Annotated in this window: 12 protein-coding genes and 1 tRNA gene; 6 read left to right on the top strand and 7 right to left on the bottom strand. The window is 72.7% G+C overall.

The window, feature by feature from the left end; translation table 11 throughout:
• Positions 1-6: 6 nt before the first annotated feature.
• Positions 7-1,521 carry a hypothetical protein gene (locus EV190_RS13900; RefSeq protein WP_243742570.1) on the top strand — a complete coding sequence of 505 codons (1,515 nt, stop codon included), beginning with the start codon at positions 7-9 and terminating at the stop codon, positions 1,519-1,521.
• A 156-nt stretch (positions 1,522-1,677) separates the two neighbouring features.
• On the opposite strand, the gene EV190_RS13895 is transcribed toward EV190_RS13900, so the two are convergent.
• The gene (locus EV190_RS13895; RefSeq protein WP_133741978.1) at positions 1,678-1,941 is read right to left on the bottom strand and encodes a hypothetical protein; all 264 of its coding nucleotides are present in this window, start codon (positions 1,939-1,941) and stop codon (positions 1,678-1,680) included.
• A gap of 26 nt (positions 1,942-1,967) precedes the next feature.
• Between EV190_RS13895 and EV190_RS13890 the strand changes: the two genes are divergently transcribed.
• A complete protein-coding gene (locus tag EV190_RS13890; protein ID WP_133742059.1) occupies positions 1,968-2,597 on the top strand; it encodes a hypothetical protein in 630 nt (209 codons plus the stop codon).
• A 454-nt stretch (positions 2,598-3,051) separates the two neighbouring features.
• Complete coding sequence (locus EV190_RS13885) at positions 3,052-3,984, top strand: alpha/beta hydrolase family protein (RefSeq protein ID WP_133742058.1); 933 nt, start codon at positions 3,052-3,054, stop codon at positions 3,982-3,984.
• 155 nt (positions 3,985-4,139) lie between these two features.
• Here EV190_RS13885 and EV190_RS13880 read toward each other — a convergent pair whose 3' ends face one another.
• Complete coding sequence (locus EV190_RS13880; protein WP_133741977.1) at positions 4,140-4,967, bottom strand: carbohydrate ABC transporter permease; 828 nt, start codon at positions 4,965-4,967, stop codon at positions 4,140-4,142.
• A complete protein-coding gene (locus tag EV190_RS13875; protein ID WP_133741976.1) occupies positions 4,964-5,917 on the bottom strand; it encodes a carbohydrate ABC transporter permease in 954 nt (317 codons plus the stop codon). The genes EV190_RS13880 and EV190_RS13875 overlap by 4 nt, the downstream gene beginning before the upstream one ends.
• 555 nt (positions 5,918-6,472) lie before the next feature.
• Between EV190_RS13875 and EV190_RS13870 the strand changes: the two genes are divergently transcribed.
• Complete coding sequence (locus EV190_RS13870) at positions 6,473-7,906, top strand: ABC transporter substrate-binding protein (protein ID WP_133741975.1); 1,434 nt, start codon at positions 6,473-6,475, stop codon at positions 7,904-7,906.
• A gap of 75 nt (positions 7,907-7,981) precedes the next feature.
• Here the strand turns inward: EV190_RS13870 and EV190_RS13865 are convergent, their stop codons facing one another.
• Entirely contained in the window at positions 7,982-8,926 is a 945-nt protein-coding gene (locus tag EV190_RS13865) for a PfkB family carbohydrate kinase (RefSeq protein ID WP_133741974.1), read from the bottom strand.
• Between the two features lie 140 nt (positions 8,927-9,066).
• Entirely contained in the window at positions 9,067-10,065 is a 999-nt protein-coding gene (locus EV190_RS13860; RefSeq protein WP_133741973.1) for an ADP-ribosylglycohydrolase family protein, read from the bottom strand.
• A 347-nt stretch (positions 10,066-10,412) separates the two neighbouring features.
• Between EV190_RS13860 and EV190_RS13855 the strand changes: the two genes are divergently transcribed.
• Positions 10,413-11,696, top strand: a complete 1,284-nt coding sequence (locus EV190_RS13855) for a DUF3500 domain-containing protein (protein ID WP_133741972.1) — start codon at positions 10,413-10,415, stop codon at positions 11,694-11,696.
• 162 nt (positions 11,697-11,858) lie between these two features.
• Here the strand turns inward: EV190_RS13855 and lhgO are convergent, their stop codons facing one another.
• The gene (gene lhgO, locus EV190_RS13850; protein ID WP_133741971.1) at positions 11,859-13,058 is read right to left on the bottom strand and encodes an L-2-hydroxyglutarate oxidase; all 1,200 of its coding nucleotides are present in this window, start codon (positions 13,056-13,058) and stop codon (positions 11,859-11,861) included.
• Between the two features lie 604 nt (positions 13,059-13,662).
• Positions 13,663-13,736: transfer RNA gene (locus EV190_RS13835), tRNA-Ile, on the bottom strand.
• Between the two features lie 219 nt (positions 13,737-13,955).
• Here EV190_RS13835 and EV190_RS13830 point away from each other — a divergent pair.
• A complete protein-coding gene (locus EV190_RS13830; protein ID WP_133741970.1) occupies positions 13,956-16,463 on the top strand; it encodes a DEAD/DEAH box helicase in 2,508 nt (835 codons plus the stop codon).
• Positions 16,464-16,587 lie beyond the last annotated feature (124 nt).

Here is a 16,587-nt window from a genome sequence, read left to right as displayed (position 1 = left end):
GCGCCCGTGGACGCCCGCCGGGCGGGGGAGGCGGAACCGGCTTCCGCGGGGGCCTGCCCGGCCGCGCGGAACCGGAGGGCGGGTCGCGGCGGCGCGGCGGCGCTGGGCGCGGTCTGCGCGGCGTTCGCCGCGGCCGGGCTGCTCCTGGTGCCGATCGGACTGGGGCTGGGCTGGGACGAGGTCGTCTACGTCAGCCAGTACGACCCGCGCAACCCCGCCGCGTTCTTCAGCGCGCCCCGGTCGCGGGGGGTCTCGCTGCTGGCCGCCCCGGTGGTGCTGGCGACCGGTTCGGTCCCGGTGCTGCGGGCCTGGCTGGCGTGCGCCGCGGCGCTGGCGATGCTCGCGGGGTTCTGGCCGTGGCTGCGGCTGTGGCCGACGCCCGTGGTGGCGCCGCTCGCGGCCCTGGGCTACGCCACCCTGTGGGTGAGCCTGTTCTACACCGCCTCGGCGATGCCCAACCACTACACGGCGATGGCCGCGGTGGGGGCGGTCGGCTGGTTCCTGGCGGCGGCGCGCGGACGAGGCCCCCGGGGCGCGCTCGCGGCCCTGGGCGCGATGCTCGTGGTGGCCGGGCTGATGCGCCCGAGCGACGCCTTCTGGCTGGCCGCGCCGCTGGGCGCGGCGGCGCTCGCCGTCCCGGCCTGGCGGCGGCCCGGCCTCGTCGCGGCGGTCGCGGTCGGCGCGCTGGCCGGGGTCGCGCCGTGGCTGGTCGAGGCCCAGGCGGTCTACGGCGGCGTGCTGGAGCGGTTGGTCAGAGCGGGGGAGATCCAGGGCGGTACCGAGCCGACCTTCGCCCTCGCGCACTCGGTCGCCACCCTGGACGGCCCGCTGCTGTGCCGACCGTGCGACGGGGACGCCGTGCGCTGGCCGGCCCTGCTGTGGTGGGCCGCGCTCGTGCCGCTGGTGGCGCTGGGGGTGGCGTCGGCGCGCCGCGCCCGGCGGGCGGCGGGCCTGCTGCCCGTCGCCGTCGCGGCGTCGATGTCGTTCACCTACCTGTTCCTCATCGACTACTCGGCGCCGCGCTTCCTGCTCCCGGTGTACGCGCTGCTGGCGGTCCCGGCCGCGGCCGGAACGGTGCGGCTGTGGTCGGCGGCGAACCGGAGGACGCGGCCGGCGCTGGGCGCGGGCCTGGCCGTGGCGCTGGCCGGGCACCTGCTCATCCAGGGCGTGATCGTGACGCACTGGGCCGCCTCCCACACCGCGGCCCGCCAGGAGTACGCGCGGCTCGCCGACGCGCTGCACGGCGCGGGTCTGCGACCGCCCTGCCTGCTCACGGGGGACGAGGCCGTCCCGATCGCCTACTACGCGGGCTGCGCGTCGGCCGCGCCGTCGGGCAGCAACGCCACGCACAGCCTGGACGGGCTCCTCACGCTCGGCCGAACCGTCCCGTTCGGCCTGCTCGACAGGGGCGGGTCGCCGCCGGACTGGGCGGCCGACTGGCGCGCGCTGCCCGTGGGACCGGCTCCGGACCCCCGCGCCTGGGTCCTGTACGTCCCCGAGTGGAGCCCGGTCGCCGACTGACGCCGGGAGGGCCCCGATACGCGGACACCCCTCCCGGCCGCCGCCCCGTCCCCCGGAGCCGGAGCGGGGCCCGCTACGTCCCCGACGGCCGGGGCGTGCCGCGCCGCGTCGGCGACGCCTGGAGCGAGGACGGGGGACCCGCGCTCCCGAGTGGTCTCAGGGCCGGCCGGGAAGCAGGCGGGCGAGCCTGTCGGCGGCGCGCCGGGCCGCCCGGCGGCGTCGCGGGGCCGCCGGCGCCGAGGCGGCCACCGGTTCCACCGCGGGGGGTTCGGCGTTCGCCTCCGCGGCCTTGGCGCGGAGGCGGTCGCGGACCTCCTCGGGCGTGTAGGCGCGCCTCCGGCGCTCCGCCCGGACGATGACCACGCCGGTCGCCGCGACGCCCGCGAAACCGGCCAGACCGAGTATCTTCCACCACCGCATGTGCCTAGGCTAGCGGGGTGACCGACCTGAGTATCGACCTCGACGCGGCGCTGGACCTGACCAGGACCGGCGACGTGTGGCTGTTCCGCGGACGCTCGGTCCCCGACCGCGCCATCCAGGTGACCACGAACAGCCCCGTCAACCACGTGGGCATGTCCGTCGTCATCGACGACCTCCCCCCGCTGATGTGGCACGCCGAACTCGGCCGGTCCCTGACGGACATGTGGACCGGCAGCCACCACAGGGGGGTCCAGCTGCACGACCTGCGCGACGCGGTGACCGTGTGGGCCCGGAGGTACGGCCAGCGGGCGTGGCTGCGCCAGCTCGACCCCCCGCCCGGCGAGGAGGCCGAGGACGCGGTCCTGCGCACCGTCGCCCGCCTGGACGGCACGCCGTTCCCCTCCACCGCCCGGCTCGCCGGGCGGTGGCTGCGCGGCAGGGTGCCCTTCACCCGCCGCGCGCGGGAGCACGCCCTGGAGACCGCCTACTGCGCGGAGGTCGTGGCCCTCACCTACGAGGCCATGGGGCTGCTGCCCGGCGGGCGCACACCCAACTGGTACGACCCCGGCCGCTTCTGGAGCGGCGACGACCTCAGCCTGCTCGGAGGCGTCCGCCTCGGCGGGGAGATCCCGGTGCGGATCCCGCCGGCCCGCTGAACCCCGGCCACCGGGCCGCCGGCCTCCGCGCGCGAGCGCGACGGAGCCCGGGCCCCGGGGCGCCGGGGCGGGCCGGCCGGGTCCTGGACGGTAATCGGGCGAACACTGGTCGTTTCACTGATGCGCGGTGACCGGGTCGGCACGGATAGTTGCGGTGCGTCCCCGTGAGGAGTTGATGAACGGGGGACGTCCGCGCCGCCGCGCGGAGACCCGACGCAGACCCCTAGCCGACGTCCCCCGGTCCGGGCGCCCTCCCGGTCGGCGGCCGACCCTGACGGTGCGAGAACGCCATCCCCGCCCGCAGGGAAGACGCGGACGTCGTACGGCTCCGTGCGAACCGAGCGGCGCCACCCCCCTGTATCAGGCGGCGGACCCCGCCCGTCGACGCGCCCGAGGCGCGCGGCCCCGGCGGTGTCCCACGCCCTGACGAAGAGGAACCGAACCCCCCATGAACATGACGAACAGCACTCTGGACCAGCCGACCGAAAGCCCCGCCAAGAGCGCCTCCCCGCTCTCGCGCGGCGTGCGGACCGCGATCAGGACGGCCGTGGCCGCGGCCCTCGTCGCGGGCGGCGTCGGCATCGCCTCCCCGGCCTACGCGGCCAACCCCTACGAGCGCGGCCCGGACCCCACGGACTCCAGCGTCGAGGCCCTGCGCGGCCCGTACTCGGTCGACGACACCTCTGTCTCGTCCCTGGTCAGCGGTTTCGGCGGGGGAACGGTCTACTACCCGACCGGCACCAACGAGACCTTCGGCGCCGTCGTGATCGCCCCGGGCTACACCGCCAGTTCGAGCTCCATGTCCTGGATGGGCGAGCGCCTGGCGTCCCAGGGATTCGTCATCTTCACCATCGACACCAACACGCGCTACGACCAGCCCGACAGCCGGGGCGACCAGATCAGCGCCGCCCTGGACTACCTGGTCGAGGACAGCACGAGCGCGGTGCGGAACCGGATCGACCCCGACCGCCTGGCCGCCATGGGCCACTCCATGGGCGGCGGCGGAACCCTCGCGGTCGCGGCGGACCGGCCGGAGCTGAAGGCGGCCATCCCGCTCACCCCGTGGCACCTGGACAAGACCTGGTCCGAGGTCGACGTGCCGACGATGATCATCGGCGCCGAGAACGACACCGTCGCCTCGGTGAGCTCGCACTCCATCCCGTTCTACAACAGCCTCTCCGGCGCTCCGGACAAGGTCTACCTGGAGCTGGACGGGGCGTCGCACTTCGCCCCGAACCTCTCCAACACCACCATCGCCAAGTACAGCATCTCCTGGCTGAAGCGGTTCGTGGACGAGGACACCCGCTACTCGCAGTTCCTCTGCCCCGGCCCCTCGACCGGTCTGGGCAGCGACGTCTCGGACTACCGGAACACCTGCCCGGTCTAGTCGGCCCGCGGCACGGCGAAGGGGGTGCGGGAGAATCCCGCGCCCCCTTCGCCTCCGGCCGGTTCAAGACCACCGAGAGAAACGGACATCACGCGTCGGACGCCCGGCCCCCGGGGCCCGCGGTCCGGACCGCGGGCCCCGGGGGGAGCGGCGCCCTACTCCTTCACCGCTCCGCCGAGCAGACCGCTGATGAAGCTGCGCTGGAGGACGACGTACACGACGACGAGCGGCAGCGCCACGAGGACCGCCGCCGCGGCGGTCACGCCGATGTCGGCGCCCTTGACGTTGCCCGCGAAGAACGACAGCGCCAGCGGCGCCGTCCGCACGTCCGCGTTGTCGGGGACCAGGACCAGGGCGAGCAGGAAGTCGTTCCAGGCGTACAGGAAGACGATCAGCGCGAGGGCGGAGACGCCTGGCAGCGCCGCCGGGAGCATCACCTTGGTGAGGGTCTGGAACCGGGAGGCGCCGTCGATGGACGCCGCCTCGGGCAGTGAGCGCGGGACGCCGCGGAAGTAGGTCGTCATCCAGAACACCCCCAGGGACACCGACAGGCCGATCTGGGGCAGGATCAGCGCCGCTGTGGTGTTGATCATCCCGAGGTCCTTGACGAGCGAGTGCAGGGGGACGATCACCCCCTCGTAGGGCAGTACCAGACCGATGAGCAGGACCCCGAGGATCGGGCCCGCCATGGGGACCCGCAGCCAGGCCAGCGCGTAGCCGGTGAGGACCGAGAGCGTCACGGTCACGACCACGACGCTGACCGCCACGACGGCGCTGGACAGCAGGGCCGTGTCGAAGCCGCCGCCCTCCCAGGCGCGGGCGAAGTTGTCCAGGGTGAAGCTGCGCGGCATCCCCAGGGGGCTGGGGCGTCCGCCGCGCTCGCTCACCGCGAGCACCAGGATCGACAGCGCCGGGTACAGCGCGATGGCCGCGCCCAGCACGAGGATGAGGTGGCTGATCACCGACTCGCCGCGGGATCTCATCGGCCGGTCTCCCTGTCTCGGAGGATGAAGAGGACGAGCGCGGTGACGGCCAGGATCATCACGGTGAGCAGCACGGAGACGGTCGCGGCCGTTCCGTAGTCGCGCGTGTTGAACGCCGCCTTGTAGATGATCACGCTCGGCATGACGGTGGAGTTGCCCGGCCCGCCCGATGTGGTGTTCCACACCACGTCGAAGTTGCGCAGCGCGTAGGTGGTGGTCAGGACCAGGGCGAAGGAGGTCTCGCGGCGCAGGCCGGGGAGCGTGACGGTGAAGAACTCGCGGATCGGCCCCGCGCCGTCGATCCGCGCCGCCTCGTAGAGCTCGGTGGGGATGCGCTGGGCTCCGGCGAGGAGGAGGACCATGCACAGCCCGAACATCACCCACGTGCCGATGAGGCCGACGCTGGGCAGCGCGGTGGCGAAGTCGCCCAGCCAGCCCCTGGTCAGGAAGCCCAGCCCGACGAGGTCCAGGAACCCGTTGATGGGCCCGTCGACCCCGTACAGGTACCGCCAGGCCACGGCGACGACCACCCCGGAGAGGATCTGGGGGACGAACAGCGCGGCCCGGAAGAAGGTGAGCCCGTGGATGCGGATCCGCGACATCACACCGGCGAGGAGGAGTCCGACCGCCGTGGGGAGGACGGCGTAGAAGACGATGAACACGAGCGAGTTGCGCAGCGCGGCCCGCATGACCGGGTCGCCCAGCACGTCGACGTAGTTCCGCGCGCCGACCCATGTCGCGGCGGTCACCCCGTTCCACTCCCACAGGCTCAGCCACACGGACTGCCAGAGGGGGTAGAGGACGAACACCCCGAAGAACGCGAGGGCCGGCAGTACGTAGAGCAGCGCCGTCCAGTCCCGGCGTCGGCCGCCGGTCCTCGGGGGCGGGGTTCGGCCGGGACGGCTCCGGGACGGATGCCGGGTTCGGGGCCTGCTGGTCACAGCGGTCATCGCCGCTCCTGGGGCTTCGATTGCGGACAGGACGGGACGCGACGCGTTGCGGGCGCGCGGCCGACCGTGCTGGCTGGTTGGTGGGGGCACGGGAGAGCAGCGGGGCGCGGTCGGGCCGCCTTTCGTGCGGATCGGCGGGCGCCTCCGCGTTCGCGGGTCCAGGGCCTTGAAGCGCACCTTAGTGGAAAGCGGGATGGGGTGTTTCAGGGCTCTAGTGCGTTTTGCGTAGTTTGGTGACAGATGAGGCATTTGCATGCTTCGATCTTGGGGCAGATGCTGTGGGGCACGCCGCTCCCGCCTTCTGGAGCCACACCCGGAGGCGGAAGACTGAACCCTGTTTCGGGTGTTTTGGGGTGTTTCTTTACTTTTGTTGATTAAGGGAATTTTCTCCTTTCAATGATGATGATGAAACGTAACGATTCGACGACCTTTGTCCGATGTGAGTTTCATTTCTGGACGGTTCGAATCGGAGGCTGCCAGGATCTGTGCCGGTGATCGGTCGAGCCTGGCGAGACACCCCCCGTCCACACCCCCGTCCCAAAGGAAAAGCAGCAGATGAACAGCAATAGTTCCGATTTGTCCAGTAGATCGCCTTCAGGGGTACGGAATGGATGGCTCGGCCGCACCGGGATCGGGCTGCTCGCGGTCGTGTCGCTCATGGCCACCTCCTGCACGCCCGGAGGCGGCGAGGACGCGGGCGGCCCCGCCACCATCTCCGGCGAGGACCAGATCACCGAGCCGGTGACCCCCGAGCAGATGGCCGAACTCGGGGACGTCACGCTGCGCCTCATGCTCGACTCCAACGACGAGAGCGCGATGGGCAAGCTCATCCCGCGCTTCGAGGAGGAGTACCCCAACGTCACGGTCGACGCGCAGTTCAAGTCGTTCGACGACCAGATCAGCACCGTCGTGGCGACCCTGGAGTCCGGCGGGGAGAGCGCCCCCGACCTGGTCCACGGCAACCAGGGGTACTCCGTCGACGGAATCCTGGTCGAGGGCGGACTGGTGCGCCCCCTCGACGACATCGCCGCGGCCTACGGGTGGACGGAGTCGTTCAGCCCCTCGCTGCTGGGCCCGCTGCGCTGGTCCCCCGACGGCCGCGCCTTCGGCTCGGGCGACCTGTACGGCATCAGTCCGGTGACCCAGAACGTCGGCGTCTTCTACAACAAGGAGAAGCTCCAGGAGCTCAGCCTCGAACCGCCGGAGACCTTCGAGGACTTCGAGGCGGCCCTGAAGGCGGCCAAGGACGCCGGCGAGCAGCCCCTCATCATGGGCAACCAGACCCAGTACCCGGGCTACCACGCGCTGGGCGTCATCGCCGGCGCGCAGAGCGAGACCGTGGAGATGACCAACTGGATCAACGGCATGGAGGGCTCGGACTTCGTCACCGAGGCCAACCTGGCCGCCGTGGAGCGCCTCGTGGAGTGGGAGGAGAGCGGCTACTTCCAGGAGGGCTACAACAGCATCAGCGAGGAGGACGCCACCACCCGCTTCGGTGAGGGCGAGTCGGTGTTCTACATCGCGGGCGACTGGAACGCCGCGTCCCTGACCGCGGGCGCGACGGCCGACATCGGCTTCATCCCGGCGCCGAGAGGCGTCAGCGGCGCGCACAACTCGCAGGGCTCGGCCGGACTGTCCTGGCACATGAACGCCGCGAGCACCAACGTCCTGCCCGCCGCCGCGTTCCTCGCGATGCTCATGGACCAGCAGCACGCCAACGACCTCGCGTCCCTGGGCCGCACCCCGCTACTGCCGCCCGAGGACACCGAGATCGAGCCGCTCGCCCAGGAGGTCATCGACACGACCCAGGTGGTCCTCGAGGACGACGCGCTCATCGGCTACTGGGACTACGCCACCGACACCATGTACGACACGCTCGGGGTCAAGACCCAGGAGCTGCTCGCGCAGGAGATCACCGTCGACGAGTACCTCGCCGACGTGCAGAAGGACTGGCAGGTGTTCCAGTCCGACCGCAAGAGCGAAAGCTGACGGACCGCCGCCCCGGAGCCCGCGGGCTCCGGGGCGGCACCCCTCCCGGGCCCCCGCGCGCGACCGGCGGAAAGCTCAGCGGCGCGCGCCCGCGGGCTCCCGGGCGGCCAGGAAATCACGCAGCTCCCCGGAGTCGGGAGCGGTCGCGGGTCCGTAGCGGGTGACCGCCACCGCGGCGGCGCCGTTGGCCCGGCGGGCCGCCTCGAACGGATCGGCGCCCCCGGCGAGCGCGGCGACGAAGGCCCCGGTGTGCGCGTCGCCCGCCCCGTTGGTGTCGACCGCCGTCACCGCGAAACCGGGAACGAGCACCGGCTCGTCCCCCGACCGGGCCACCAGGCATCCCCGCGCGGAGTCGCGCAGCACGACGAGCCCGCCGGGCCGGCCGCGCCGCGCCAGTTCGGCTGCGGCCTCCTCGGGACGGTCCAGCCCGGTGACCAGCCCGGCCTCGCGCGCGTTGAGGCTGAGGACGTCGGTCCGGCCGAGGACCTCGCCGAGAACCCCCGGATCGATCCCGGCGACGACGGGCGCCGGGTCGAAGACCACCCGCGCCTGCCCCGGGAGCTCCCCGAGCCAGCGGACCAGGTCGGGCCCCCGGTTCCCGGACACGAACGAGTAGCCGGTCACGTAGACGAAGTCGCCCGGCTCGACGCGGACGCGCGCCAGGTCCGCGCCGTCCAGGTCGCCCTCCGCCCCGATGCTGCTGACGAAAGTCCGTTCGGCGCCGGCGTCCACGAGCGCGACGCAGAAACCCGTGTCCACGTCCGCGCGGGGCGGGTGGAGGACCTCGATCCCCTCCCCGGCCAGGGCGGCCCGCGCCATGTCCCCGTTGGGGCCCGTGCCGTGCGTCCCGGCGTAGAGGACGCGCATCCCGCTGCGGGCCGCCGCCGCCATGACGTTGAACCCCCCGCCCGGGGAGGTGCTCGTCGACGTGGCCAGCGTGTCGCCGCCGGGCGGGGGGAGGGCCTCGACGGTCATGACGAGGTCGGTGATCACCGATCCGCAGTGGATGAGGCGGTTCACAGGGCGGCTCTCCTTGCCTGTCCGGGAACCGGCGGCGGTGGGGCGCCCCGGTCGGCTGCGGTCAGTTTAGGGTGTTCCCCCGGAGCGCTCCGGGCCCCGCGCCCCCGCGGGGGCGCGGGAACGCGGGAACGCGCGTCCGGTCAGCGGCCGCGCAGAGCCAGCAGGTCGTCCGCCAGCGACTCGAAGTCGATGCCGTTGACCTCCCGCACGGTGGTCACCGCTTCGGCGGGGAAGGCGCCCGTTCCGTGGCAGGCGCCGAGCATCGCGCCCAGGATCGCCGCGACGGTGTCGGTGTCGCCGCCGAGGCCCGCCGCCAGCCGGACGGCCTTCCAGGGGTCGTCGGCGAGGTACTGGGCGAGGGCGAAGGCCGCGACGACGGACTCCTGCGAGGCCACGCTGGTGCCGATGACGTCGTAGGTGAAGTCCAGCACCTCGGCCTCGGGGCGGCCGACGACGTGGGCGCGGGCCCAGGCGATGCGGGCCGCCATGTCGCCGCCCGCCACCCAGTGCCCCCGGACCGCCCCGGCCTCGGCCGCGCGCTGGCCCGCGTCCAGCGCGGCGCCGACGCCGGCCCCGGCCACCCCCGCGCTCACGGTGGCGGCGACGGCCGCCGCCGAGGCGATGCCCAGTCCCGTGTTGTGGGTGACGAGACCCGCCTCCACGACCCGGTCGAGCAGGCCGTCGAGGGGCTCGTGGGGGGTGGCCACCCCGACGGGCGCGATGCGCATCGCCGCGCCGTTGGTGGTGCCGTACTTACCGGTCTCCAGGGGGGAGTCGCCCGCGGCGATGGCCTCGATGGCGCGCTTGGTGGACGGGCCCAGCAGGTCGGCCGACCCCTTGGCGGCCATCTGCTTCTCCCAGAGGGCCAGCTCGACGGCGAAGCGGTCGGGGGCGATGTGCCCGTCACCCTCGATGAGCAGGCGCGCCACCAGCAGGGCCTGCTCGGTGTCGTCGGTGACGGTGCCCGCGCGCATGCCCGGTGCGATGGGGTGGTCGGCCGGTCCGTCCTCGAAGCCCTCGATGGAGCCGAAACGGCCGGTGATGTCGGAGCGCGACAGCAGCTGGGTGGGCATGCCCAGGGCGTCGCCGATGGCGAGCCCGTGCAGGGCGGCCAGCGCGCGGGTGCGGACGGTGTTCATCGCGTGTTCCAAACGTCGGTGGGTCCGTTGTTGATCTTGACGATAGCCGCGGGGGGCGCCCGCCCGTTGTCCCGGCCCTGGTGGAAGGAGCTCATGCGCAAAGCGGGGAAGCGGGGCCGGTGCGTCCGGGGGAACGCGCCCGCAGCACGGACGGACACCGCCGCGCGGACCCGGTTCGCTGAGCCCCGCGATCAGGAGTCGGACACCGCGCGGAGCGGGTCCGGCTCCTGATCGCAGTCGGCGGCCGGCCGCCACCGGCAGGCGGACCGGAGACAGGGGACCGACTCCCACCTGGTTCTCACCCAGCGCACAAGAGACACCAAAGTCCGTCTCCTACCTTCGTCTCCATGACGAACGCCATCGACCAAGAGACCGCGAGCGGCCGGCACCGGCCGAAGCGCGCGAAAACGGTGTGGACCGCGGCGGTGTCTCTGCTGGCGGCCCTCGTGTTCAGCGGGTGCGCCGCCTCGGAGTCCACCGCCACCCCATCGACGTCGGAGACGGCGGCAGCCTCGTCCACGACCAGCGAGGAGACGATCACCGACACCGCCGCCGCCGCGGAGGAGTTCATGGCGGCGCTGTCGGACGAGCAGCACGAACAACTGGTCCACGCCTACGACGACGAGTCCAAGACCACGACGTGGTCGAACTTCCCGGTCACGTTCGTCTCGCGGGTGGGACTGAACCTGGACGACCTGAACGACGAGCAGAGGGCCGCGGCCATGAAGGTCCTCGAAGCGCTGCTGAGCGAAGAGGGGTACGAGACCGCCACCGGCATCATGGGCGGCGACGAGTTCCTCCTGGAACAGAGTTCCAGCACCGAGGACTCCCTGGGCCAGTACTACATCGCCTTCTTCGGCGACCCGTCCGCCACCGAAGCATGGCAGGTGCAGTTCGGCGGGCACCACCTCGGCATGAACGCCACGCTGGACGGCTCCGACGGTTCGATCACGTTCGCGCCCACGCACCTGGGCCTCCAACCCGCCGTCTACACCGACGACGAAGGCAACGAGGTCCAGCCTCTGGCCGGCATGTACGAGACGGCCTTCGCCTTCTACGACAGCCTGACCGACGAGCAGGAGGCCGAGCTGTACCAAGGGTCGGACGTCGGGAACCTCGCCTGCGCGCCCGGCGGAACCTGCTCCTACCCCACGGGGACCGGGATCGCCGGATCGGACCTGACCGACGAACAGAAGCAGCTCCTGCTCGACGTGATCGCCAACTGGGTGGGCCTGTCGGACGAGGAGACCACGGCCCAGGCCCTGGCCGCGATCGAGGCGACCCTCGACGAGACCTACGTCAACTGGTCGGGGGCGACCGAGTACGACATGTCCCAGGGCGACGGCGTCTACTTCCAGATCTCCGGCCCGAACGCCTACGTCGAGTTCTCCAACCAGCAGGGTTCGGCGGGCGCCGACGTGGACGGGTACACCACGTCCGGGTGGGGGCACATCCACACCGTCTACCGGGACCCGGCCAACGACTACGCCGGCAGCGTCACCCAACAGGAGTCTTCCGGGATGGGCGGCCCGGGTGGCGGGGCTCCCCCCGGTGAGGCTCCCTCCGGCGGACCCGGCTCCGGCGAGGCCCCGTTCGGCGACTCGGAAGGCGGCCCGGCCGAGAACGGCTGATCCCGATGGACGATGTGGTCGAACCCATGACCGTCATCAGCCCCATCCCCTGTTGGCTGGCGCTCTCACCTCCAGTGACGCCCACCACGCGGCCTTCCTGGTGTCCCGCGATCCCTGCCGGGTCCCGGACGGCGACGGCGGACGCCTGTCCGCCGCAGTGGGCTACGCGGGGGAGGAGATGGCGTCGACCACGTGTTCGGCGATCGCCATGGACGACGTCGCGGCCGGTGAGGGCGCGTTGCGGACGGTGGTGACGGGGCCGAGCCGGTGGACGCGGAAGTCGTCGACGAGGGAGCCGTCGCGGTCGAGCGCCTGCGCCCGGACCCCCGATCCGCCGGGCACGACGTCGCCGGGGCCGATCCCGGGCACGTACCGCTGGGCGGCCCGCATGTAGGCGCGTCGGGACAGCGATCCGCGGACCTCCCGGACGCCCGTGCGCCAGTGCCCGAACGCCATGCTCCAGAAGCCGGGCCACGCGAGCGTGCCCGCCAGGTCCGCCGGGCGGACGTCGGAGCGGCGGTAGCCCTCGCGGGCGAACGCGAGGACCGCGTTGGGGCCGACCTCCACCTCCCCCGACACCCGCCGGGTGAAGTGGACGCCCAGGAACGGGTACCGGGGGTCGGGAACGGGGTAGACGAGCCCGCGCACCAGGGGCGCCTTCTCCGGGCGGACGCGCATGTACTCCCCCCGGAACGGGACGATCCTGGGCGCGGACGCGTCGCCCGCCATCCGGGAGACGGTGTCGGTGTGCAGCCCGGCGCAGACGACCAGGCTGTCCACCGCCACGCTCCGGTCCCCGGAGGAGACCCGCAGCGCGCCCCCGGTCGCGGCGATGCCCGTGACGGGGAACCCGAACCGCACCTGCCCGCCCGCGGCGGCGATGTCGTCGGCGAAGGACCGGGCGACGCGCGTGTAGTCCGTGACGGCCGTTCGCGGCGAGTGCAGGGCGGCCAGGCCCACGGCGTGCGGTTCGACGTCGCGGATCCCGGCGGGGCCGACGCGCCGCAGCCCGGGGACGGCGTTCGCGCCCGCCCGGGCGGAGAGCTCGTCGAGCCGCGCGACGTCCTCGTCGGTGACCGCGACGACCAGCTTGCCGCACTCCTCGTAGGCGATCCCGCGATCGGCGCAGTACTCGCGCAGCATGGCCGCGCCGCGCGCGCACAGACGGGCCTTGAGGCTGCCGGGCCGGTAGTAGACGCCCGCGTGGACGACGCCGGAGTTGCGGCCGGTCTGGTGGACGGCCACGCGGTCCTCCTTCTCCAGCACCACGACGCGCGTCCCCGGCCGCCTGAGGGTGATCTCCCGGCCGATCGCGAGCCCGACGATTCCGGCCCCGACGATGCCCACGACCCCGTCAGCCATACCGGCCCCCTTCGCTGGTGTGCGGGCGCGCGGCGGGGACCGGAACGATGCCGGCGAGCGCGCCCGAACACGCCGGAGCCCCGGTACCGCGCCGGGAAACAGTGCCCACCCGGAGCCTCCCCACGGGGAGAGGCAGGCCGGACAGGGCTCGATTCCGCGACCCGGGGAGCACGGGTCCGCTCCATTATGTGCCGCCCGCTGTCGGCGTGTGCCACTCCGTCGCGTGAGGGTTCCGTTGACGGTCGTGGGGGGGGGGGGCCGGCCCCCCCCCCCCCCCCCCCCCCCGCCCACCCCCCCCACGACCGTCAACAAAACCACCGGTGCCCGAATCACCCCCGCGCCCGAGACTCCCCAGGGGGATTCCGGGGTAGAGGTGATTCGGTAATGCGTGTCCGGATTATTGGGAGCCGGTGGCGGCGCGATGGGCCCGGATAGTGCGGGCGGTCAGGTTCAGGGTGCGACGTGACGACGGCAGCGCGGAGGGATGGAACAGCGTCGGAGCCTCTGGTGCGGGGTTTCCCTGGCCGTCGACTCCTCCCGCGCCGAAACCCCAGTGTCGCGCTAGGGAATAGCGTTCGACCTGGGGTTTCCCTGCGGTAAGGGGTAGGCCGGGCGGGGCTCGAACCCGCGACCCAGGGATTATGAGTCCCCTGCTCTGACCAGCTGAGCTACCGGCCCGCACGAACGACGGAGCCTCGTGGGAGGAGGGCTCTCGGCGCCGGGCGACCTCTGGCCGGCCCGGATGCCCGCGAGTCTAGCAGCCTCCGCCGATTCGCCCTGAGGGATCGATCACCCTGCCTGGCAGGCGTTCCCGAAGGCGCCCGGGGTTCCCCGGTCCCGGGAGGCCCGCTCCCCCGAACGGGACCGGGAGCGTTCGGGAGCGGGCAGTATGGAGGGGTGAGCCTCATCGATCAGCTGCCCCGCGGCACAGCAGACCCCGACGCCCTGTTCGACGCCTTCTCGCTGTGGGCCGAGGAGCGGGGGCTCACCCTGTACCCGCACCAGGAGGAGGCCCTCATCGAGGTGGTGTCGGGGGCCAACGTCATCCTGAGCACCCCCACCGGCTCGGGCAAGAGCCTGGTGGCCACCGGGGCGCTGTTCGCGGCGCTGGCCAGGAACGAGTGCAGCTTCTACACCGCGCCGATCAAGGCGCTGGTGTCGGAGAAGTTCTTCGAGCTGTGCGCGGTCTTCGGCACCGACAACGTGGGGATGATGACGGGGGACGCCAGCGTCAACGCCGACGCCCCCATCGTCTGCTGCACCGCCGAGGTGCTCGCCAACATCGCGCTGCGCGACGGCGCCGACGCCGACATCGGCACCGTCGTCATGGACGAGTTCCACTTCTACGCCGAGCCCGACCGGGGCTGGGCGTGGCAGGTCCCGCTTCTGGAGCTGCCGCAGGTGCAGTTCCTGCTGATGTCGGCCACGCTCGGGGACGTCACCCGGTTCGAGGAGGACCTCACCCGGCGCACCGGGCGCCCGACCAGCGTGGTCTCCTCGGCGACCCGCCCGGTCCCGCTGTTCTACTCCTACCGGACCACCCCGCTGCACGAGACTCTGGAGGAGCTCCTCACCACCCGCGAGGCGCCCGTCTACATCGTGCACTTCACCCAGGCCGCGGCGGTGGAGCGCGCGCAGTCCCTGACGAGCATCAACATGTGCAGCAAGGCCGAGAAGGAGGCCATCGCCGCCGAGATCGGCGGCTTCCGGTTCACCACCCGGTTCGGCCGCAACCTCTCCCGCTACGTCAGGCACGGCATCGGCGTGCACCACGCCGGGATGCTGCCCAAGTACCGGCGCCTGGTGGAGCGGCTGGCCCAGTCCGGACTGCTCAAGGTCATCTGCGGCACCGACACCCTGGGAGTGGGCGTCAACGTGCCCATCCGCACGGTGCTGTTCACGGCGCTGTCCAAGTACGACGGCTCGCGGGTCCGCAGGCTCAGCGCCAGGGAGTTCCACCAGATCGCGGGCCGGGCCGGGCGGGCCGGGTTCGACACGGTCGGCAACGTGGTGGCGCAGGCCCCCGAGCACGTGGTGGAGAACGAGAAGGCGCTGGCCAAGGCCGGTGACGACGCCAAGAAGCGGCGCAAGGTCGTGCGCAAGAAGGCCCCCGAGGGGTTCGTCGGCTGGGACGAGGCCACCTTCGAGAAGCTGATCGCCGCCGACCCCGAGCCGCTGAACTCCCGCTTCCGCGTCAGCAACGCGATGCTGCTCAGCGTCATCGCCCGGCCCGGCGACTGCTTCGCGGCGATGCGCCACCTGCTCACCGACAACCACGACGACCGCAGGAACCAGCGCCGCCACATCCGCGAGGCGATCGCGATCTACCGCTCGCTGCTGGACGGCGGGATCGTCGAGAAGGTGGGCGAACCCGGTGCCGACGGCCGCACCGCGCGGCTCACCGTCGACCTCCAGCCGGACTTCGCGCTGAACCAGCCGCTGTCGACGTTCGCCCTGGCCTCCTTCGACCTGCTGGACCCGACGTCGCCCTCCTACTCCCTGGACGTGCTGACCGTGGTCGAGTCCACCCTGGACGACCCGCGCCAGATCCTGGCCGCGCAGCTCAACAAGGCCCGGGGCGAGGCCGTCCAGCAGATGAAGGCCGACGGGATCGAGTACGAGGAGCGGATGGAGCGGCTGGAGGAGGTCTCCTACCCCAAGCCGCTGGAGGAGCTGCTCGACCACGCCTACGAGGTGTACCGGCGCGGGCACCCCTGGGTCGGCGACCACCCGCTGCAGCTCAAGTCCGTCGCGCGCGACATGTACGAGCGCGCGATGACCTTCACCGACTACGTCGGCCACTACGAGCTGGCCCGCTCCGAGGGGCTGGTGCTGCGCTACCTGGCCAGCGCCTACAAGGCGCTGACCCAGACGGTCCCCGAGGACGCCAAGACCGAGGAGCTGCTCGACCTGATCGAGTGGCTGGGCGAACTGGTCCGCCAGGTCGACTCCAGCCTCCTGGACGAGTGGGAGCAGCTGACCAACCCCGCCGAGGCGCCCGGCGAGGTCCCCGTCGAGACCAAGCCCAAGCCGGTCACCGCCAACCGGCGCGCGTTCCGCGTGCTGGTGCGCAACGAGCTGTTCCGCAGGGTGGAGCTGGCCGCGCTGCGCCGCTACCGGGACCTGGGCGCGCTCGACTCCGAGGACGGCTGGAACGCCGAGGCGTGGGAGGAGGCCATGGCCGAGTACTACGGCGAGCACCCGGCGCTCGGCACCGGCCCCGACGCGCGCGGCCCGCAGTTGCTGCTGATCGAGGAGAAGCCGGACGTGTGGGAGGTCCGCCAGATCTTCGACGACCCGGCGGGCGACCACGACTGGGGCATCACCGCCGAGGTCGACCTGGCCGCCTCGGACGAGGAGGGCCACGCGGTCGTCCGCGTGGTGGAGGTCGACCGGCTGGACTAGAGCGGTTTCCCCGGTGGTGGGGGGGGGGTGTGGGGGGGGGGGGGGGGGGAGGGTGCCCCCAAATGGAGGAACACCCGCGGGGGACGGAGGGCCGGCGCGGGGGGGGGGGGGCGGCGCGGCGGAG

Origin of the sequence: Actinorugispora endophytica (assembly GCF_004363075.1) — a bacterium.
Classification (GTDB): domain Bacteria; phylum Actinomycetota; class Actinomycetes; order Streptosporangiales; family Streptosporangiaceae; genus Actinorugispora; species Actinorugispora endophytica.
The sequence above is the reverse complement of the archived record's forward strand: the minus strand, read 5'-3'. Positions and strand labels throughout refer to the sequence as shown.

Excerpts from the sequence above, each read along its gene's own strand:
- EV190_RS13855 (WP_133741972.1), top strand. The coding sequence starts at position 10,413 with ATGACGAACGCCATCGACCAAGAGACCGCGAGCGGCCGGCACCGGCCG.
- EV190_RS13885 (WP_133742058.1), top strand. The coding sequence starts at position 3,052 with ATGACGAACAGCACTCTGGACCAGCCGACCGAAAGCCCCGCCAAGAGC.
- EV190_RS13860 (WP_133741973.1), bottom strand. The coding sequence starts at position 10,065 with ATGAACACCGTCCGCACCCGCGCGCTGGCCGCCCTGCACGGGCTCGCC.
- lhgO (WP_133741971.1), bottom strand. The coding sequence starts at position 13,058 with ATGGCTGACGGGGTCGTGGGCATCGTCGGGGCCGGAATCGTCGGGCTC.
- EV190_RS13880 (WP_133741977.1), bottom strand. The coding sequence starts at position 4,967 with ATGAGATCCCGCGGCGAGTCGGTGATCAGCCACCTCATCCTCGTGCTG.
- EV190_RS13870 (WP_133741975.1), top strand. The coding sequence starts at position 6,473 with ATGAACAGCAATAGTTCCGATTTGTCCAGTAGATCGCCTTCAGGGGTA.
- EV190_RS13875 (WP_133741976.1), bottom strand. The coding sequence starts at position 5,917 with ATGACCGCTGTGACCAGCAGGCCCCGAACCCGGCATCCGTCCCGGAGC.
- EV190_RS13895 (WP_133741978.1), bottom strand. The coding sequence starts at position 1,941 with ATGCGGTGGTGGAAGATACTCGGTCTGGCCGGTTTCGCGGGCGTCGCG.